Annotated in this window: 16 protein-coding genes; 5 read left to right on the forward strand and 11 right to left on the reverse strand. The window is 75.5% G+C overall.

What is annotated here, in order from left to right:
- Nucleotides 1–49: 49 nt before the first annotated feature.
- The 3 genes from RNC47_RS26910 to RNC47_RS26920 form a co-directional block, all read right to left on the reverse strand.
- Nucleotides 50–2,221, reverse strand: a complete 2,172-nt coding sequence (locus RNC47_RS26910) for a tetratricopeptide repeat protein (RefSeq protein ID WP_449657356.1) — start codon at nt 2,219–2,221, stop codon at nt 50–52.
- A gap of 100 nt (nt 2,222–2,321) precedes the next feature.
- Nucleotides 2,322–2,966, reverse strand: coding sequence for an NUDIX hydrolase (locus RNC47_RS26915; protein WP_311602344.1), 645 nt, complete (start codon nt 2,964–2,966; stop codon nt 2,322–2,324).
- 5 nt (nt 2,967–2,971) lie between these two features.
- Nucleotides 2,972–4,687, reverse strand: a complete 1,716-nt coding sequence (locus RNC47_RS26920) for a CTP synthase (protein WP_311602345.1) — start codon at nt 4,685–4,687, stop codon at nt 2,972–2,974.
- Between the two features lie 339 nt (nt 4,688–5,026).
- On the opposite strand from RNC47_RS26920, the gene RNC47_RS26925 reads away from it, so the two are divergent.
- A complete protein-coding gene (locus tag RNC47_RS26925; RefSeq protein ID WP_311602346.1) occupies nt 5,027–6,841 on the forward strand; it encodes a glycoside hydrolase family 15 protein in 1,815 nt (604 codons plus the stop codon).
- Between the two features lie 8 nt (nt 6,842–6,849).
- Nucleotides 6,850–7,881 (forward strand): LacI family DNA-binding transcriptional regulator, encoded by a 1,032-nt coding sequence (locus RNC47_RS26930; RefSeq protein ID WP_311602347.1) that lies wholly within the window; start codon nt 6,850–6,852, stop codon nt 7,879–7,881.
- On the opposite strand, the gene RNC47_RS26935 is transcribed toward RNC47_RS26930, so the two are convergent.
- From RNC47_RS26935 to RNC47_RS26970, 8 genes are all read right to left on the reverse strand, one after another.
- Nucleotides 7,865–9,022 (reverse strand): glycosyltransferase family 4 protein, encoded by a 1,158-nt coding sequence (locus RNC47_RS26935; protein WP_394814888.1) that lies wholly within the window; start codon nt 9,020–9,022, stop codon nt 7,865–7,867. The two genes, RNC47_RS26930 and RNC47_RS26935, sit on opposite strands and share 17 nt — an antisense overlap.
- Before the next feature lie 1,003 nt (nt 9,023–10,025).
- Entirely contained in the window at nt 10,026–11,813 is a 1,788-nt protein-coding gene (recN, locus tag RNC47_RS26940; protein ID WP_311602349.1) for a DNA repair protein RecN, read from the reverse strand.
- 55 nt (nt 11,814–11,868) lie between these two features.
- Nucleotides 11,869–12,804, reverse strand: coding sequence for an NAD kinase (locus RNC47_RS26945; RefSeq protein WP_311602350.1), 936 nt, complete (start codon nt 12,802–12,804; stop codon nt 11,869–11,871).
- The gene (locus RNC47_RS26950) at nt 12,801–13,625 is read right to left on the reverse strand and encodes a TlyA family RNA methyltransferase (RefSeq protein ID WP_311602351.1); all 825 of its coding nucleotides are present in this window, start codon (nt 13,623–13,625) and stop codon (nt 12,801–12,803) included. Before RNC47_RS26950 ends, RNC47_RS26945 begins: the two co-directional genes overlap by 4 nt.
- A gap of 7 nt (nt 13,626–13,632) precedes the next feature.
- The gene (locus tag RNC47_RS26955; RefSeq protein ID WP_311602352.1) at nt 13,633–13,893 is read right to left on the reverse strand and encodes a hypothetical protein; all 261 of its coding nucleotides are present in this window, start codon (nt 13,891–13,893) and stop codon (nt 13,633–13,635) included.
- A gap of 10 nt (nt 13,894–13,903) precedes the next feature.
- Nucleotides 13,904–14,713 (reverse strand): ABC transporter ATP-binding protein, encoded by an 810-nt coding sequence (locus tag RNC47_RS26960; RefSeq protein ID WP_311602360.1) that lies wholly within the window; start codon nt 14,711–14,713, stop codon nt 13,904–13,906.
- Between the two features lie 35 nt (nt 14,714–14,748).
- Nucleotides 14,749–15,807, reverse strand: a complete 1,059-nt coding sequence (locus tag RNC47_RS26965) for a FecCD family ABC transporter permease (RefSeq protein WP_394814889.1) — start codon at nt 15,805–15,807, stop codon at nt 14,749–14,751.
- Nucleotides 15,804–16,847, reverse strand: coding sequence for a FecCD family ABC transporter permease (locus RNC47_RS26970; RefSeq protein WP_311602362.1), 1,044 nt, complete (start codon nt 16,845–16,847; stop codon nt 15,804–15,806). Before RNC47_RS26970 ends, RNC47_RS26965 begins: the two co-directional genes overlap by 4 nt.
- Before the next feature lie 154 nt (nt 16,848–17,001).
- Here RNC47_RS26970 and RNC47_RS26975 point away from each other — a divergent pair, with 154 nt between their 5' ends.
- From RNC47_RS26975 to RNC47_RS26985, 3 genes are read left to right on the forward strand one after another with little or no spacing between them, the layout of a single operon-like run.
- Nucleotides 17,002–18,051 (forward strand): ABC transporter substrate-binding protein, encoded by a 1,050-nt coding sequence (locus RNC47_RS26975; RefSeq protein ID WP_311602353.1) that lies wholly within the window; start codon nt 17,002–17,004, stop codon nt 18,049–18,051.
- A 5-nt stretch (nt 18,052–18,056) separates the two neighbouring features.
- Nucleotides 18,057–19,064, forward strand: coding sequence for an ABC transporter substrate-binding protein (locus RNC47_RS26980; protein WP_311602354.1), 1,008 nt, complete (start codon nt 18,057–18,059; stop codon nt 19,062–19,064).
- 18 nt (nt 19,065–19,082) lie between these two features.
- Complete coding sequence (locus RNC47_RS26985; RefSeq protein WP_311602355.1) at nt 19,083–19,904, forward strand: siderophore-interacting protein; 822 nt, start codon at nt 19,083–19,085, stop codon at nt 19,902–19,904.
- Nucleotides 19,905–20,122: the final 218 nt, after the last annotated feature.

The following is a 20,122-nucleotide window of genomic DNA, read 5'->3' on the forward strand; positions in this document are numbered from 1 at the left end:
TCTCGACCAGTGTAAGTAAGGAATCCCGCTTGTCTAGCCTTGCAATGCGTTAATCATTGGCCGCAGGTGTCTGCGTTTCCAATGTGGGAGCGGGCGGTGGGGTGATGGTCCGCTCCGGGGCCTCGGGCTCCCGCCTCGCCCTGTCGCCCCCTGTCCCGCCGGTGGCCTCGGCGCGCAGCCGGTCGGCCGCGGCCCGGTGCGCGGCGGCGGCCTCGCCGCGGCCGAGCTGTTCGGCACAGTCGGCGAGCCGCAGCCGCAGCTCGGCCTGCAGCTCGACGCCGGCGGTGCGCTCGGCGAGGCGCAGGGCGTCGGAGCCGGTGCGCAGGGCGTCCTCCGGCCGGCCCATGCGCTCCTGGGCGAGCGCGACCTCCGCCAGCGCCCAGGCCTGGGCCGGCACGTCGCCGAGCCTGCGGTGCGCGGCCGCCGCCGCCCGCCAGGCCCGCAGGGCCTCGGTCCACTCGCCGGTGCGGATCAGGGCGGCGCCGACCCGGCCGTGCAGCCTGGCCGTGCCGGCCAGGTCGCCGCGTGTCTGGCTCAGCGGCAGGGCCCGGCCGTACCAGTCGGCCGCGCGCTGCCAGTCGTCGAGCTCGGCGTAGGTGTCGGCGATGGATTCCAGGGCCCGGCCGACGGCGTCCGTGTCCTCCGGCTCCCGCTCGTTCCTGGCGACCTCGTAGGCGGCCCGGTAGCGGTCGAGCGCGGCGCGCGGGCGGCCGGCGTCGGCGTCCATGTCGCCCAGGCTGAGCAGCGCGGCGGCGCGTTCCCTGGTCAGCCGCCGGCGTTCGGCGACGGACAGGGCGAGTTCGTGCAGCCGGTAGACCTCGGCCCTGGCCGGGGCGGGCGGCAGCTGGGCGATCAGCACCCGGCTGAGGGTGGCGAAGAGACGCCTGGCCAGGGTGTCGAGCTCGCCACCGGCGGCGGCCGTCCTGGCGGCCGCGAGCAGCATCGGGCGGCGGGTCGCGAACCAGTGGGCCGCGTCCTGCGGGGTCTCGAACCGCAGTGCCGCGGGCAGCCCGGCCAGCCACTCCCTGGCCGGGCTGCCCTGGGGGTCCCTCCCAGCGTTAGCTGGGGGAGGCTCGGCGACGGCCTGGCAGGCGCGCAGTCGGGTGACGATCCGCTCCAGCATCCTGGCCCTGGCCAGCAGCGCCTCGCCCGGCCGCTCCAGGGTGTCGAGCAGCGCGCCGATCCTGGGGGCCAGGCAGCCGGGCACCCGGTACTGGTCGGGGTCGCCCGAGCCGGTCTCCGCCACGACGGAGCGCAGCATCCCGAAGCCCGTCAGCTCGGCGAGCGTGGCGCGGGCGGTGGGGACGGGGCAGCCGACGAGCGCGGCGGCGGTGTGCGCGTCGACCAGCCCGGCCGGGGCGAGCGCGAGCAGCCGCAGCATCCGGGCGGTGGCCGCCGGCAGGGCGCTGTGGGCCAGCGCGAACGCCCGGCTGAGCGGCGCCTCGGCGGCGTCGACGGCGTCCCGGGGGGCGCCGTCCTCACCGACCGGGTCGGGGGTCTCGACGAGCCGGCGGACGGCCTCGGCCACGGCGGTTTCCGGGTGGGCCGCCAGCCAGCCGGCGGCCAGCCGGAGCGCGGCCGGCAGGTCCCCGCACAGCTCCGCGAGCCGGTCGGCCGCGCTCGGGTCGACGGTGACCCGGATGTCGCCGGCGCCCCTGACGAGGAGCCGGACGGCGGTGTTCCGGTCCAGCCCGCCGACGGTGCAGGGCCGTACGTCGGGTACGCCGACGAGCGGGCCACGGGCCACGGCGAGCACCAGGCAGTGCCGGTCGTCGGGGATCAGGTCGGCCAGCGGTTCGGCGTCGTCCACGTCGTCGAGCAGCAGGACGGCCCGGCGGCCGGTCAGCGCCTCGCGCAGGGCGGCGGTCGCGTCCTCCTCGTCGGCGCCCGGCACGACCGGGACGCCCAGCGCCTCGAGGAGGTCGCTTGCGACCCTGGTCACCGGGACCGGAGCGCCGCCCGGCTCGGTGAGCCCGGCCCGCAGCAGGCCGTCGGGGTAGTCGCCGGAGTCGAGCAGTCTCGCGGCGAAGTACTCGGCGAGCGCGGTGCGCCCGGTGCCGGGTCGGCCGGCGACCAGCAGCACCCGGGAGCGCGGCGCCGGGCGCCCCGCGAGGGTGTCGAGGCCGGCGCGCGCGATGTCCGAGCGCAGCGCCGAGAGTTCGCGCCGGCGGCCGAGGAACTCCGCTGCCCCGGTCAGGTCGGTGACCGTCTGTTGCGTCACGTCCGTCACGGGGCGAGCGTATGTCACGCCCCGGCGGGCCGGGGCATGACACGTCTACCGACGCCGAGGCGTGCCCGTCCGGCCGTGCCCCGCCGCCGTGTCAGAACGTGAACGGACGGGCCGGCCAGGGGGCCTCGGCCGGCCGGAGCGCGTCGAGACCGTCCCCGGCGCGGGCGGCCAGCACGGCGAGCACCCCGGTGGCCAGGCAGGTGTTGTGCAGCCGGCCGGCGAGCAGGCCACGCGCCAGCTCGTCGAGCGGCACCTGGGCGTGGCGCATGTCGGCCTCCTCCTCGGAGACCGCGAACCGCTCGCCCTGGGCCACCGAGAGGTCGCGGGCGAGGAAGACGCGGACGGCCTCGTCGGAGCCGCCGGGCGAGGTGTACAGGTCGATCAGGACCCGCCAGTCCTCCGCCTTGACGTGCGCCTCCTCGTACAGCTCGCGCTGGGCGGCGTGCAGCGGGTTCTCGCCCGGGACGTCGAGCAGCCCGGCCGGGATCTCCCAGAGCTTGTGGCGGACCGGGTGCCGGTACTGCTCGATGACGGTGACCCGGTCCCGCTCGTCCAGCGCGAGCACCGCCACGGAGCCGGGGTGCACCTGGTAGTCGCGGCGGGCCGTGCCGCCGTCCGGCATGACCACCTCGTCGGCGCGGACGCTGGTCTTGTTGCCGGTGAACGGCGTGCTCGTGGTGGTGACGGACCAGTGGGCGGGGGTGTCGGCGAGGAGGTCGTGCGACTGCTGCGTCATGGCCGTCAGTGTCCCCCACCGCGCGGCGCCGCCAGCTCGCCCGCGCCGGCGGACCGCTCCACCGCGCCCGCCACCGGGGCGGCGGAGCCGCGCACGGCGGCCCTGATCAGGCCGGCGAACAGCGGGTGCGGCCGGGTGGGCCGGGAGCGGAGCTCCGGGTGGGCCTGGGTGGCGACCAGGTAGGGGTGGACCTCCCGCGGGTACTCCACGTACTCGACCAGCTTGTTGTCGGGCGAGGTGCCGGAGAAGACGAGCCCCGCCTTCTTCTCCAGCTCGCCGCGGTAGGCGTTGTTGACCTCGTAGCGGTGGCGGTGCCGCTCCTCGACGTACGCCTCGCCGCCGTAGACCTCGCGGACGATGGAGCCCTCGGCCAGCCGCGCCGGGTAGAGGCCGAGCCGCATCGTGCCGCCCATGTCGCCCTCGCCGGCGACGATGTCCAGCTGCTCCTCCATGGTGGAGATCACCGGGTTGGGGCAGCCCTGGTCGAACTCGGTGGAGCCCGCGTCCTCGATGCCGGCCAGGTTGCGGGCGGCCTCGATCACGATGCACTGCAGGCCGAGACAGAGGCCGAGCAGCGGGACGCCGTGCTCCCTGGCGTAGGTGATGGCGGCGATCTTGCCCTCCACACCGCGGTCGCCGAAGCCGCCGGGCACGCAGATCGCGTCGACGTCGCCGAGCTGCTCGGCGGCGCCGCCCGGGGTGCGGCAGTCGTCTGAGGTGACCCACTTGATGCGGACCCGCGCGTTGTTGGCGAAGCCGCCGGCGCGCAGCGCCTCGGTGACCGACAGGTAGGCGTCGGGCAGGTCGATGTACTTGCCGACCAGCGCGACGGTGACGTCGTGCTCCGGGCGGTGGACGCGGCGCAGCAGGTCGTCCCACTGGGTCCAGTCGACGTCCCGGAACGGCAGGTCGAGGCGGCGCACCACGTAGGCGTCCAGGCCCTCGCCGTGCAGCACCTTGGGGATGTCGTAGATCGACTTGGCGTCGACGCAGGCCACCACGGCGGCCTCGTCGACGTCGCACATCAGGGAGATCTTGCGCTTGATGGCGGTGGGCACGTCCCGGTCGGCGCGCAGCACGATGGCGTCGGGCTGGATGCCGATGTTGCGCAGCGCGGCGACGGAGTGCTGGGTGGGCTTGGTCTTGAGCTCGCCGGAGGGGCCGATGTAGGGCAGCAGGGAGATGTGGACGACGAAGACGTTGTCCCGGCCGACCTCGTGGCGCACCTGGCGGACGGCCTCCAGGAAGGGCAGCGACTCGATGTCGCCGACGGTGCCGCCGACCTCGGTGATCACGACGTCGACGTCGTCGGTGGCCATCCGGCGGATGCGGTGCTTGATCTCGTTGGTGATGTGCGGGATGACCTGCACGGTGTCGCCCAGGTACTCGCCGCGCCGCTCCTTGGCGATCACGGTGGAGTAGATCTGGCCGGTGGTGACGTTGGCGCTGCCGTCGAGGTCGACGTCGAGGAAGCGCTCGTAGTGGCCGATGTCCAGGTCGGTCTCGGCGCCGTCGTTGGTGACGAACACCTCACCGTGCTGGAACGGGTTCATGGTGCCGGGGTCGACGTTGAGGTAGGGGTCGAGCTTCTGCATCGTGACGCGCAGGCCACGTGCCTTGAGGAGGGCTCCGAGACTGGACGCGGTGAGCCCCTTGCCGAGCGAGGAGGCGACCCCGCCGGTGACGAAGATGTGCTTGGTCGTCGTACTGATGGGCGGCATGGCCAAAGGGGGGCTCCCGTGGGTCGCGAGGTCGGATGCCTGACGGCTGCCGGTCCGAGCCGGGGTGCCGTCGCTGGGGTTCGGGGGTTTCGCAGCCCTCCGCTCCACGGGCTACCAGGGTATCAGTGGGTTAAACCCGGGGCAGCGCGCGCGTGCCGCCCGAGGGGAGATCTCGACATTTGAGACGCAACCCCCTCAAGGGTCGCCGGTGGACCACACGTTTCCGCCAACCGTCGCGCGGACCCCCTGGGCACGTCGTATTCTGCTCGGACGCTCGAATGGGCGACGTAAAGCCGCACGTCCCACGGGGGGCGGAGCACTGTTCGACTGGAGACGCTAGTGGCCGGGCGCATCGAGGATTACGCACTCATCGGGGACATGCAGACCGCCGCGCTCATCTGCCGGGACGGCTCGGCGGACTGGATGTGTCTGCCCCGTTTCGACTCCCATGCCGTCTTCGCCGCGCTCCTCGGGACGGAGGAGCACGGCTTCTGGCGGATCGGGCCGGCGCACGGCAAGGACGCGCCGCCGCCGCCGGCCAGCCGCCGGCGGTACCGGGGGGACTCCCTGGTGCTGGAGTCGGAGTGGGACACGCCGCGCGGCACGGTCCGGGTGATCGACTTCATGCCGCCGCGCGGCGAGGACCCGCCGCAGCTGGTGCGGATCGTGGAGGGGGTCAGCGGCCGGGTGCCGATGCGGTCCGCGCTGCGGATGCGGTTCTCCTACGGCTGGGTCGTGCCGTGGGTGCACAAGGTGGACGACCGCACCGTCGCCGTGGCCGGGCCCGACTCCGTCTGGCTCGACACCACCGCCGACACCTACGGCAAGAACCTCACCACCTACTCCGACTTCACGGTGGCGCAGGGCGACCGGGTGGCGTTCACCATCAGCTGGCAGCCCTCGCACAAGCAGCCGCCGCCGGTGCCGCAGCCGGAGGCGGCGCTGGCGACCACCGAGGAGTACTGGCGCGACTGGGTCGCCCAGTGCACCTACCACGGCCCCTACCGGGAGGCCGTGGTCCGCTCGCTGATCACCCTCAAGGCGCTGACCTACGCGCCCACCGGCGGCATCGTGGCGGCCCCCACCACCTCGCTGCCCGAGGAGATCGGCGGCTCCCGCAACTGGGACTACCGCTTCACGTGGCTGCGGGACGCGGCCATCACCCTCTCCTCGCTGCTGCGCACCGGCTACCACGAGGAGGCCAGGGCCTGGCGCGAGTGGCTGCTGCGCGCGGTCGCCGGCGACCCGGAGAACCTCCAGATCATGTACAGCATCACCGGCGAGCGCGAGCTGGCCGAGGCGGAGCTGAGCTGGCTGCCCGGCTACGAGAACTCGCAGCCGGTCCGGGTGGGCAACGGCGCGGCCGGCCAGCTCCAGCTCGACGTGTACGGCGAGGTGACGGAGGCGCTGCACCTGGCGCACATGACGGGCCTGGCGCGCAACGATCACGCCAACGTCCTCCAGCTGAAGCTCATCCGCTACCTGGAGGAGCACTGGGACGAGCCCGACGAGGGCATCTGGGAGGTGCGCGGCCCACGCCGGCACTTCACCCACTCCAAGGTGATGGCCTGGGTGGCGGTGGACCGCACCGTGAAGCTGATCGAGTCCGGCGAGGTGGACGGGCCGCTCGAGCGGTGGCGCGACCTGCGGGACGCGATCCACCGGGACGTGTGTGAGAAGGGCTACGACAAGGAGCGCAACACCTTCACCCAGTCCTACGGCTCCAAGGAGCTGGACGCCTCGCTGCTGCTGATCCCGCAGATGGGCTTCCTGCCACCGGACGACAAGCGGGTGATCGGCACCATCGAGGCCATCCAGCGCGAGCTGTCGACGCTGGACGGCTTCATCCTCCGCTACCCGACCAACGGCGAGGAGACGGGCGTGGACGGCCTGGAGGGCGACGAGGGCGCGTTCCTCGCCGTCTCGTTCTGGCTGGCCGACGACCTGGCGATGATCGGCCGGGTGGAGGAGGCGCGGAAGCTGTTCGAGAAGCTGCTGGCGCTCCGCAACGACGTGGGCCTGCTGGCCGAGGAGTGGGACCCGCGGCGGATGCGGCAGGTCGGCAACTTCCCGCAGGCCTTCAGCCACGTCCCGCTGATCGACACGGCGCTCCGGCTCACCGCGTCCGGCGCCTACAGCACGTACGGCGGCTGAGGCCGCCCGTGCCACGGCCGGGACGGGTCCCGCCCACCCTGGAGGCGGTGGCGGCGCACGCGGGCGTGTCACGGGCCACGGTCTCCCGGGTGGTCAACGGGACGCCCGGGGTGCGTCCCGAGCTCAGGGAGCGGGTCAGGCGCTCGGTGGCCGCGCTCGGCTACGTGCCGAACAGCGCGGCCCGCAGCCTGGTGACCCGCCGCACCGGCGCGGTGGCCGTGGTGATCGCCGAGCCGGACACCCGGGTCTTCGCCGACCCGTTCTTCGCGCAGCAGCTGCGCGGCATCGGCCACCGGCTGGCCGCGGAGGACACCCAGCTGCTGCTGATGCTGCTCGAGGGCCGGGACGACTACGACCGCATCGACCGCTACCTGTCCGGCGGCCACGTCGACGGCGCGCTGATGTTCTCGCTGCACGCCGACGACCCGCTGCCGGCGATGGCCGCCGCCTCGGGGCTGCCGACGGTCTTCGGCGGCCGCCCCGGCTGGGCGGCGGCGGCCGGGGAGCCCGGGCCGCTCTACGTGGACACCGACAACCGGGACGGCGCCCGGCAGGCCGTCCGCCACCTGCTGGCCGGCGGCCGCCGCCGGATCGCCGTGATCACGGGACCGCTCGACCAGACCTCGGCCGCCGACCGGCTCGACGGCTACCTGGAGGCGCTCGGCCTGGCGGAGCCGGAGCCGGCGCTGCTGGCCAGGGGCGACTTCACGGCAGCCGGCGGCGAGCGGGCGATGGCCGAGCTGCTGGCCCGCTCCCCCGGACCCGACGCCGTCTTCGCCGGCAACGACCTGATGGCGAGCGGCGCGCTGCGCACCCTGCGGGCGCGCGGCCTGCGGGTGCCCGAGGACGTCGCCGTGGTGGGCTACGACGACCTGGAGCCGGCCGCCTGGTCGGATCCGCCGCTGACCACCGTCCGGCAGGACGTGCGGCACATGGGCGAGCTGATGGCCGAGCTGCTGCTGCGGCGGCTCGGCCTCGCGGAGGGGCCGCTGGCCCCGGTGGTCACGCCGGCCAGGCTCGTCGTCAGGGCCTCCACCTAGCGGCCCGCGCCCGGAGCGACTCGGCGAGCTCGTCGTAGACGCTCAGCACCTGGGCCACCGTGGTGTCCTCGGTCGGCCAGCTGCCGGACCTGGCCCGGCCGGCGGCGGCCAGCGTCTCGCGCAGCGCGGGGTCGCCGAGCAGGGCGCCGACGGCGGCGCCGAGGGCGGCCGGGTCGCCGTAGGGCACCAGGAGGGCCGCGTCCCCGACGAGCTCGGGAACGCCGCCGACGGCGGTGGCCACCAGCGGCACGCCCCGCCGCAGCGCCTCCTGCGCCAGCGGCGCCCGGCCGGCCCACTCGACGACCAGCAGCGCGGCGTCGGCCACGGGCAGCAGCCGGGCGGCGTCGTCGCCCCGGCCGAGCAGCAGCACCGGCAGCCGCTCCCGGTCGATACGGCGCTGCAGCAGCGCCCGGTCGGGTCCCTCGCCGGCGATGACGAGCAGCGGCGGCGGTTGCAGCGACCGCCAGGAGCGGGCCGCGGCGAGCAGCACGGCCAGGCTGCGCTCGCGCTCCAGACGGGTCGCGGTGACCAGCAGCGGTCGGCCCATGGCGCCGAGCTCGGCCCGCACCTTCGCCGGGTCGGGCTCCCGCTCGGCCGGCCCGTGGCTCTCGCCCTCGGTGCGCGGCGCCGGCAGCGCGACGGGCGCGAGGCGCGCGTCGCGCGCGCCACGGCGGCGTGCGCGGTCGACGAGGTCCGAGGTGGCGCCGAGCACCACCGTGGCGGCGCGGGCCACCAGGTGCTCGGTCACGGCCCGCAGCTGGGCGCGCAGCCCGGGCGTGGTGGAGCGGGTGTGCCAGGTGACGATCAGCGGGGTGTCGCGGCGACGCAGCGCGAGGGTGGCGAGCAGCCCGGCCCGCATGCCGTGCGCGTGCACCAGGTGCGCGTCGGCGCTGACGGCCCGCAGCAGCACGGCGGCCTCGACCCGGGTCCGCATCGGGACGGGCACGAAGCGGGCCCCGGCCCGCGTGAAGTCGTAACGCCGCTCCGCCGACGGCGGAGCGCAGACGGTGACGCGCAGCCCGCGCGCCACCAGACCGGCCGACAGCGACCGCACATGCGCCCCGGTGCCGGCACTGCCACCACCGAGCACCTGCACCACGTGCAACGTCCCCCGCCCACCGATCCCGCTCACACCGCCCACTCCCCACCGGCGGCCTGCTCGGCCCGACTCGGACGACGGGGTCGACCGCCGGCGCCGTCGGCCACTGCGCCCACGGCCCTGCCGGGCTGGCCGGCCACGGGCCGGTAGCCGTGCGCGCCCGCGCCGGCGGACCGGCCGGCCCAAGCGCCACCACGCCTGCCGCGCGGCGCGTGGCCATGGCGGACAAGGCCGGGACCGCCGACGGCCGCTCGCCGCCGCGAAGTCCCGGTCGAAGGCCGCCCGACACTCCGGCCCAGCGGAGGCCGTCGCCAGAGCCCGGGCAGCAACCCATCACCCACAGCTCGGAAGACCGCACCGGCGGCCCCCCGCCGCCGCAGGCATCCGGCCACGTACCGAGCACCGTGGGCGACCTCCCGCCAGACACCCCGCAGGGGCAGCGACACACGGCGGCCGGACGCGGCACAGAGCCCACCGAGCACGGCCACACCGGCGGCCCCACGCCGCCGCAAGCATCCGGCCACGTACCGAGCGCCGTGGGCGACCTCCAGCCAGACGCCCCCAAGGGGCGACGACACACGGCGGCCGGACGCGACGCAGAGCCCGCCAGGCACGGCCGCGCCAGCGGCCTCCCGCCGCCGTGAAGTCCCGGCCGCGGGCCGGTCACCGCGCCGCCCGAGCAGAGGGCGTTGCGACAACCCATCGCTCATGCCCCGGCGGCTGGGGCCCGCGCCAGCGGCCCGCCGCCGCGGAATCCCGGCCGCAGGCCGAGCGCTGTGGGCGGCCTCCGGCCGCTCGGCGTGCCCCACGGCGCCGGCCGCAGGCAAGGCGCCCCGGAGGGGCGAATGCCTGCCGCGCGACGCGCGGCGGCCGGGGGCGACCCGGACACCGTGACTGGTCGCGGCAGCGACGCGCGGGGGCCGTCGCCAAGGCCCGGGCGGCCCTAGCCCATCGCTCACGGCTACCTCTCGTTCGCTGGGGGTGGAACGGCGTCCAGAATGCCAGGCGCCCGCCGCGGAACGGTAGCGGCCACCACCCGCTCGGGTTAGGACTCGGTTCGGTGCCCGAGCCGGGCGGCCGTGGCCAGCAGCTCCTCCGCGTGGGCCCGGGCCAGCTCGGAGTCCTCCTGGCCGGCCAGCATCCGCGACAGCTCCCGCACCCGGCCCTCGCCGTGCACGGACCGGACCCCGCTGCGCGTGACCGAGCCGTCGCTGGTCTTCTCGACGACCAGGTGCCGGTCCGCGAACGCCGCCACCTGCGGCAGGTGGGTCACGACCACGACCTGCGCGGAGTCGGCGAGTTTGGCGAGCCGCCGGCCGATCTCCACGGCCGCCTTGCCGCCGACGCCGGCGTCGACCTCGTCGAAGAGGTACGTCGGCACCGGCGCCGCGTCCGCGAACACCACCTCGACGGCCAGCATCACCCGGGACAGCTCACCGCCCGAGGCGCCCTTGGCGATGGGCCGGGCGGGGGCGCCCGGGTGCGGGGCGAGCAGCAGTTCCACCTCGTCGGCGCCGTGCGGGCCGAGCGCCACCGCGCGGCCGTCGATCTCGACCGCCTCGCCGTCGCCCGGCGCGGCCTCCTGCTGCCGGACCGCCACCTGGACGCTGGCGTGGGGCATGGCGAGCTGGGTCAGCTCCTCGGTGACGGCGTCGGCGAAGCGCTTGGCGGCCTCGGCCCTGGCCTGGCTGAGCTCCCGTGCCTGTTCGGTGATGGTGGCGCGCAGGGCGTCCCGTTCCGCGGTGAGCTCGCCGATGCGGTCGTCGTCGCCGTCCAGCTCGGCGAGCCGGGCGGCGCCGCGCTCGGCCCAGGTGAGCACGGCCTGGGTGCCGTCCTGGCCGGCGGCCGGGTCGGCGTACTTGCGGATCAGGTGGCTGAGGACGGCGCGCCGCTCCTCGACGGCGGCGAGCCGCAGCGGGTCGGCGTCCAGGCCGTCGGCGTAGCCGGCGAGGTCCTGGGCGACGTCGGCGAGCAGGATGCCGACCTCGCCGAGCCGTTCCGCGAGCTGGGCGACGGCCGGGTCGTGGCCGCTGACGCCCTGGAGCGCGCGGTGGGCGCCGGCGACCAGGGTGCCGGCGTCGTTGCCGCCCGGGTCGGCCGGGTCGCCGGCCAGCGCGGTGTGCGCGGCGGCCGCGGCGGAGGCCAGGGCCTCGGCGTGGCCGAGGCGGCCGGCCTCGGCCGCCAGCTCGACGTCCTCGCCTGGCCGGGGGTCGGCGGCGGCGATCTCGTCGAGGCCGAAGCGCAGCAGGTCGGCCTCCTGGGCGCGCTCGCGGGCGCGGGTGGTCAGCTCGGCGAGGACGCCGCCGACCTCGCGCAGCCGCCGGTAGGTCTCCTGGTAGGCGGCGAGTGGTCGGGCGACGGCCTCCCCCGCGTAGCGGTCGAGCGCCTGCCGCTGTCTGGCGGGGCGCAGCAGCCCCTGCTGGTCGGTCTGGCCGTGCACCGCGATCAGTTCCTCGCCGAGCTCGGCGAGCAGCCCGGCCGGTACCGACCGGCCGCCGACGTGGGCGCGGGAGCGGCCCTCCGCCGAGACGGTGCGGCTGACCAGCAGCGCGCCGTCGTCCAGCTCGGCGCCGGCCTCCGCGGCCCGGCGGGCGGCCGGGGCGTCCGGCTCCACGGTGACGCGGCCCTCCACGACGGCGGCCTGGGCTCCCACCCGTACGTAGCCGGCGTCCGCGCGGCCGCCGAGCAGCAGGCCGAGACTGGTGACGACCATGGTCTTGCCCGCGCCGGTCTCACCCGTCACCGCGGTGAAGCCGGAGGACAGCTCGACGACAGCGTCGTCGATCACGCCCAGGCCCTTGATCCGCATCTCCTCCAACACGGATACGACCATACGAGGTTCGCGGGGTCGCTGGCGACGACGGCCCCCACACTTCCGAGCCGGCGGCTCAGCGCGGGGCGCCCCGCCAGCCGGCCACCGGCAGCGCGAACTTGGCGACGAGACGGTCGGTGAACGGCGCGTGGTGCAGCCGGGCGAGCCGGACGGGGACGGCGCCCCGCCGCACCTCGACGCGCGCTCCCGGCGGCAGGTCGACGGTGCGGCGCCCGTCGCACCACAGCACGCCGGAACGGGTGTTGGGCCGTACCTCGACGGCGAGCACCGAGTCGGGGGCGGTGACCAGCGGCTTGGCGAACAGCGCGTGGGCGCTGATCGGCACCATCAGCAGCGCCTCCACCTCGGGCCAGACGATGGGGCCGCCGGCGGAGAACGCGTAGGCGGTGGATCCGGTGGGGGTGGCGCAGACCACGCCGTCGCCGCCGAACCCGGAGACGGGGCGGCCGTCGACCTCAAGCACCACCTCCAGCATCCGCTCCCTGGCGACCTTCTCGACGGACGCCTCGTTGAGCGCCCAGTCCTCGTGCACGACGGTGCCGTCACTCAACACGGTGACATCGAGGGTCATCCGCTCCTCCACCTCGTAGGAGCGGGTGACGACGCGGTCCACGACCTGGTCGAGGTCGTCGCGCTCGGCTTCGGCGAGGAAGCCGACGGTGCCGAGGTTGACGCCGAGCATCGGCACCCCCGAGGCGCGGGAGAACTCCGCGCCGCGCAGCAGCGTGCCGTCGCCGCCGAGCACCACGAGCAGCTCGCAGCCGTCCAGCACGCCGCGGGTCTCGTCCTTCTCGTCCACGGTGACGCGCTCGACGCTGGCCGGCAGCGGCAGGTCGGCGGCCTCCTCGTCGAGGACGCGGACGCCGATGCCGTGCGCGAGCAGGCCCTGCACGACGAGTTCCGCGCTGCGGACCGCGGCGGGCCGGCCGGTGTGCGCGAGCAGGAAGACGGTGCGGGCTTCGGGCCTGCTGGTCCCGGTTCTGACAGTCACTGCGGCCCCTCTGTCACGGCGCGGTCGACGTCGGCCGGGTCGAGTGCGGGCGCCCCGGCACGCAGCCAGAGAAAGTATTCAACATTGCCGGAGGGTCCCGGCAGCGGGCTGGCGACGACGCCGAGCACGCCGAGCCCCAGCTCGGCGGCCTGTCCCGCGACGGTGGTGACGGCCTCGGCGCGCAGCGCCGGGCTGCGCACCACGCCGCCGCTGCCGAGGCGTTCCCGGCCGACCTCGAACTGCGGCTTGACCATGAGCACCAGGTCGGCGTCGGGCGCGGCGCAGCGGACGAGGGCGGGCAGCACCAGGCCGAGCGGGATGAACGACAGGTCGCCGACGACCAGGTCGACGGGTGTGCCGTCGATGGTGTCGAGCGTCAACTCGCGTACGTTGGTGCGGTCCCTGACGGTGACGCGGGCGTCGGCGCGCAGGTTCCAGGCGAGTTGGCCGTATCCGACGTCGACGGCGACGACCTCGGCGGCGCCGGCGCGCAGCAGGACGTCCGTGAAGCCGCCGGTGGAGGCGCCCGCGTCGAGGGCGCGGCGGCCGGCGACGCGCAGCCCGCGGGGCGTGAAGGCGGCCAGCGCGCCGGCGAGCTTGTGGCCGCCGCGGGAGACGTAGCCGGGGTCGGCGTCGTCCGCGCGGACCACGAGGGCGGCGCTGGTGGCGACCTGGGTGGCGGGCTTGGCCGCGACCGCGCCGTTGACGGTGACGCGGCCGGCGTCGATGAGCTCTCGTGCGTGCTCGCGGGATCGGGCCAGCTTGCGGCGCACCAGTTCCGCGTCGAGGCGGCTGAGGCGTCGCTGGGTCGCTGCTGCCACGGGGGGTTCAGCTCCTGGTGGTGTGCGGGGGTCCTGGCACGGGCGGGCCGGCCGGCTGGTCGAGCGCGGCCAGGGTCTCGCGCAGGCCGCGGTGCACATCCTCGTACACCTCCAGGTGCCCGGGGACGGCGAGGTGGTCGGCGTCGGCCAACCTGACCAGGTGGGCGTCCACGTCGCCGTTTCCGGTGGGTCGCGTCCCGACGCCGAGCGGGCGCGGTCCCTCGTCCGCGGTTTCCTGCTCCTGCCGGGGCTCCTGGGGCTCTTCCATGGCCCCGACGCTACCCGCTGACGGCCCGGCGGGACCGACGCGCCGCCGGAACGACCAGCGGGGTGCCGGTCTCGGGGTCGTCGATGACCCGGCACGGCAGCCGGAAGACGTCCTCGACCAGCTCGGCGGTGACGACGTCGGCCGGCGCGCCCGCGGCGACCACCCGCCCGTCCCGCATGGCGATCAGGTGGGTGGCGTAGCGGGCGGCGTGGTTGAGGTCGTGGAGCACGGCGACCAGGGTGCGGCCCTGCTCCTCGTGGAGCCGGGCGCACAGGTCGAGGAGCTCGATCTGGTGGGCGATGTCGAGGAAGGTGGTGGGCTCGTCGAGCAGCAGCAGCGGGGTCTGTTGGGCGAGGGCCATGGCGATCCAGACGCGCTGCCGCTGGCCGCCGGAGAGCTCGTCGACGTGGCGGTCGGCGAGTTCGGCCACGCCGGTCGCGGCCATCGACTCGTCGACGATCCGCTCGTCCTCGCGCGACCACTGGCGCAGCAGCCCCTGGTGCGGATAGCGGCCGCGCGCCACCAGGTCGGCGACGCTGATGCCGTCGGGTGCGGTGGGCGACTGCGGCAGCAGCCCCAGCGTGCGCGCCAACCGCCGGGCCGGGTACGACGCGATGGCCTGTCCGTCGAGCAGCACGCTGCCGGCGGTGGGCCTGAGCATCCGGGCGAGGGCCCGCAACAGGGTGGACTTGCCGCAGGCGTTGGGCCCGACGATCACGGTGAACGACCGCTCGGGGACGGCGACCGACAACTCCGTGGCGATGACCCGCTGGTCGTACGCCAACGTGACCCGCTCGGCCCGCAACCGGGGTTCTGACATCTCTCGCACGCCGTCTCCTTCTCGCTCCGCCCGGGTCATACCCGTCCGGCCCTTCGTTCCGTGACGAGCAGCCACAGCAGGTAGCCGCCGCCGAGGACGCCCGTCACCGCGCCGACGGGCAACTGCCGGTCGGCGAAGGCCCACTGGGCCAGCAGGTCGGCGGCCACCGTGAGCAGCGCGCCCATCAGGCCGGCCGGCAGCGCGTTGGGTCCCGCGGCGCGGGTGAGCCGGCGGGCCAGTTGCGGCGAGGCGAGCGCGACGAACGCGACGGGCCCGGCCGCCGCCGTGGCCGAGGCCGTGAGCAGCACCGCGGCCAGCACCGCGAGCAGCCGGGTGCGCTGGACCCGCACGCCGAGGGCGGCCGCGGTCTCGTCCCCCAGCTCCAGCATCCGCAGCGGCCTGCCCAGGGCGAGCACCGGCGGCAGCAGCAGGCCGCAGGCGACCAGCAGCGGCCAGAACTGCGCCCAGTCGCGGCCGTCGAGGGAGCCGGTCAGCCACAGCACGGCGCGGGCGGCGTCCGCGATGTCGGCGCGGGTGAGCAGGTAGCCGTTGACGGCGCTGAGCACGGCGGCGACGCCGATGCCGACGAGGACCAGGCGGTAGCCGTGGACGCCGCCGCGCCAGGCGAGCAGGTAGACGGCGACGCCGGTGGCCAGGCCGCCGACGACCGAGCCGGCGGCGACGGCGAGGCCGCCTCCGGAGAGGAGCACGATCGTGGTGAGCGCGCCAGCCGCCGAGCCCTGGCCGAAGCCGACGACGTCCGGGCTGCCGAGCGGGTTGCGGGAGACGCTCTGGAAGACGGCCCCGGCGACGCCGAGCGCGAGGCCGACGAGGAGGCCGACCAGGACGCGTGGCAGCCGCAGTTCGGTCACCACGAACTCCTGGATCCGGGTGCCGTTCCCCGCCAGGGTGCGGAGCACCTCGGCCGGCGTCATGGGGTAGTCGCCGGTGCCGACCAGCAGCACGGCCACGCCGAGCGCGAGCAGCAGCAGCACCGCTCCGGCGGCGAGGCCGCGGGCGTCGGCCCGCACCGACCAGCCGCCGTCGCCGCCCCGCCACACCAGGCCACGCGGCCGCTCCTGACCGGGTTTCACAGCTTGGCCGTCCTTCCGCGTCGCACCAGGTGGACGAAGACCGGACCGCCGATGAGGCTGGTGACGATGCCGACCTGGAGTTCGGAGGGCCGCGCGACCAGCCGCCCGACGACGTCGGCGCCGAGCAGCAGCACCGGTGCGAGGACGGCGGCGTAGGGCAGGGTCCAGCGCAGGTCGGGGCCGGTGAGGGCGCGGACCAGGTGCGGGACGATCAGCCCGACGAAGACGACGGGCCCGCAGGCGGCGGTGGCTGCCCCGCACAGCAGGGTGACGGCGAGCAGGGCCAGGGCCCGGGTGCGGCCGAGCCCGGCGCCGAGGGAGCGGGCCGCGTCGTCGCCCAGCGCAATGGCGTTGAGCGACCGCCCGAGGAGCAGCGCCAGCAGCGTGCCCGCGAGCAGGAACGGCAGCACCTGGCGGACGAGGTCGCCGTTGGCCGCCGCGAGCGAGCCGACGGCCCAGAACCGCATCCGGTCGAGGGCGGCGGTGTCGAGGAGTTCGACGGCCTGGGTGTAGCCGTGGAGCGCGGCGCTGAGGGCGGTGCCGGCGAGCGCGAGCCGCACGGGGGTGGCGGCCCGGCTGCCGCCGAGCGCGTACACGAGGACCCCGATGACGGCGGCCCCGAGGAAGGCGAACCAGACGTAGCCGGTGAGCGATTCGACGCCGAGGAGGCTGATGGCGGTGACGACGGCGGCGGCGGCGCCGGCGTTGATGCCGAGCAGCCCCGGGTCGGCCAGCGGGTTGCGGGTGAGCGCCTGCATCACGGCCCCGGCCAGGCCGAGCGCGGCGCCGCACAGCAGCCCGAGGAGGGTGCGGGGCAGCCGGAGTTCACGGATCACCACGTCGCTCTCGGTGCCGGAGTGGGCGAAGAGGGCGTGCCACACGTCGCCGGGCGGCACCGACCTGGCGCCGAACGCGATGCTGGCGGCGGCGACCAGCGCCAACACCCCGAAGGAGACGAGCAGTCCGGCCGCGCGCCGGGTCGTGCGCCGGCGCGTGTTCCGCGCGATGGGCACCCGCGCGGGCGGCGCGCCCGATTCCATGGCGGTCACTCCGCACGCCTCCCACTGGAACTCCCCTGCGACATGCGGTTAGGTTAGCCTAACCTTGCCGAGAGTTCGCCGGCCGGTGCGCCGGCGCACGGCCAAGGCCCCCACGCGCCCCGAGCCACCCCACCCCGCCGAAAGGTGCTCCGCCATGACGACCACGACCCCGCGCCGACCACGGACGAGCAGCGCCCTGTCCCGCCGCGGCTTCCTGGGCGCGGCCGGCGGCACATTGGGCACCGTCGGCCTGGTCACCGCCTGCTCCGCGGCGGACGAGTCGACCGCCGGCCCCGCCGGCCCCGACTCCGGCCAGTGGACCTTCACCGACGACCGCGGCGAGACCGCCACCCTCGACGCCACCCCCGAACGCGTCGTCGCCTACGTCGGATCCGCCGCCGCCCTGCACGACTACGGCATCCGGTGCACCGGCATCTTCGGACCCGCCGTCACCGGCGAGGGCGAGCCCAGCGTGCTGGCCGCCGACCTGGACCTGGACCGACTGACCAACCTGGGCAACGCCTGGGGCGAGTTCGACATCGAGGCCTACCTCGCCCTCGACCCCCAGCTGCTGGTCAGCGACGTCCACACCCCACCGAGCCTGTGGTGGATCCCCGAGGACACCGCCTCCGACATCCTGGGCATCGCCCCCAGCGTCGGCATAGCCAACGTCGGCCCGCCGCTGCGCACCACGGTCGAGCGCTACGCCGAACTGGCCGAGGCACTCGGCGCCGACCTGGCGTCACCCCACGTCGTCGCCGCCAGGGAGCGCTACGACGCCGCGGCCGAGGCCGTCAGGCAGGCCGCCCGCGACAACCCGGGCCTGCGGGTGCTGGCGCTCTCCGCCACCGCCGACAAGGTGTGGTTCTGTGTGCCGGCCGACCTCTCCGACCTGACCTACTACCAGGAACTCGGCGTGGGCCTCGTCGTCCCCGAGAACCCCGACGAGGCCGGCACCTTCGAGTCCGTCAGCTGGGAGAACGCCGGCCGCTACCCGGCCGACCTCATCCTCCTCGACGACCGGGCCATCAGCCTGCAACCCGACCAACTGGCCGCCGACAAGCCGACCTGGCGCTCCCTCCCCGCCGTCCGGGCCGGCCAGGTCGCGGCCTGGAACCCGGAGCCCACCTACAGCTACGCCGGCTGCGCCCCCGCCATGGAGAGCCTCGCCGAGGCCATCCGCTCCGCCGAGCGACTCGGCTGAGGGCCATGAGGTCACCCGCACCCCGCCCCGGCACCCTCACCCGCCGCACCCTGCTCGCCGCCTCGGGCGCCGGCCTGCTCGCCGCCTGCGGCAGCGACGCCGGAGACGCCCAAGCCGGCCAGGGAGGCTGGCGGTTCACCGACGACCGGGGCGAGACCGCCACCCTCGACGCCACCCCGGAACGCGTCGTCGCCTACGTCGCCTCCGCCGCCGCCCTGCACGACTTCGGCGTCACGTGCGCCGCGATCTTCGGCCCCAGCAGCCCGGTCCGCGGCGAGCCCAACCCGCAGGCCGGCGACCTCGACGTGGACCGGCTGACCAGCCTGGGCGAGGCCTGGGGCGAGTTCAACGTCGAGCGCTACGCCCGGCTCGAACCCCAGCTCCTGGTCAGCAACATGAACCCCGGGCCCGACCTGTGGTACGTCCCCGAGGAGTCCAAGGACGACATCCTCGCCCTGGCCCCCAGCGTCGGCATCGGCACGAAGGACGTCTCCGCCCCCCAGGTCATCCAGCGCTACGCCGAACTCGCCGAGGCCCTCGGCGCCGACCTCGGCGCCGGCACGGTCCGCGAGGCCCGCTCCCGGTTCGACGCGGCCTCCGAGTCCCTCCGCCGCGCCGCGCGCGACAACCCGGGCGTCCGGGTGATGGCCGTCGCCGCCAACCCCCGGGAGATGGCCGTCGCCGTCCCCGACTCCTATCCGGACCTCACCTACTTCTCGGAGCTCGGCGTCGAGCTGGTCCGGGCCCGGGTGGTCGACGAGTGGGGCTACTGGCACACCCTCAGCTGGGAGAACGCCGACACCTACCACGCCGACCTGATCATCCTCGACAACCGCGCCCAGGCCACCACCCCCGAGGAGCTGGCCGAAGTGCCCACCTGGGCCAGGCTGCCCGCGGTCGAGGCGGGCCAGGTCGCGCCCTGGCCGTCCGAGGAGCGCTTCAGCTACCAGGGCTACGCGGCCCAACTGGAACGACTGGCCGAGGCCGTCCGCACCGCCGAGCGGCTCGACTGACCGGAAAGGACGCACGCCATGGCAACCGCCCCCTTCGACTTCTTCGACGTGCGTGTCCTGCGCACCACCCGCCTCAGCCCCGGCTTCGTCCGCGTCACCGTCGGCGGCCGGTCACTCGCCGGCTTCGCCAGCGGCGGCCGCGACCAGCGGTTCAAACTGTTCCTGCCCCGCCCGGGCCAGGACGAGGTGGCCATCCCGCGCGGCCAGGGCACCGACTGGTGGCCCGCCTGGCAGCGCATGGACCCGGACGAGCGCGCCCTGATGCGCACCTACACGGTGCGCGAGCTCCGGCGCGAGGCCGCCGAACTGGACATCGACTTCGCGCTGCACGGCGACTGCGACGGCCCCGCCTCCCGCTGGGCCGCCACCGCGGAGACCGGCTCGCCCGTCTCCCTCCTCGGCCCCACCGAGGAGGACAACGCCGGCGTCGACTTCCGCCCGCCGCCCGACACCGACCAGGTCCTGATCGCCGGCGACTCCTCGGCCCTCCCCGCCATCGCCGGCATCCTCGCCTGGCTACCGGCCGGCCTCCCGGCCCTGGTCTGGATCGAGACCCAGCACGAGGCGGACCGCCAGCACCTGCCGACCAGGGCCGACGCGCGGATCACCTGGCTCCCCCACGGCCAACTGCCGTCGGCCCTCCACGCCAGCCGCCACCTGCCGACCGCCGACACCTCCCCCTACGCCTGGGTCGCCGGCGAGGCGAGCTGCGTCCGCGACCTCCGCCGCCACCTGGTCAACGACCGCGGCCTCGACCGCCAACGCGTCACCTTCAGCGGCTACTGGCGCCGCGAGACCTCCGAGGACACCCTCATCCAACAGGCCATCGCCACGACGTGACCCCCTGGCGGGGACAAGGCCCCGAAGACCACCGAGCCGCCCCCCACGGAGGCACGGCCCCAGCCACCGCGGCGCCGCAGGCGCCAAGGCACGGCGAAGCGCCGCACGCACCCCCGCGCCAACCTACGGACCGGGAGTCAGACCTGCGCCCGGCCGCCCACCCACACCCTCGCCACCCACCCACCGCACCGCCGCCCATGGCCAAGCCGCCGCAGGCA

Source organism: Streptomyces millisiae (assembly GCF_031845425.1).
Taxonomy (GTDB): domain Bacteria; phylum Actinomycetota; class Actinomycetes; order Streptomycetales; family Streptomycetaceae; genus Streptomyces; species Streptomyces millisiae.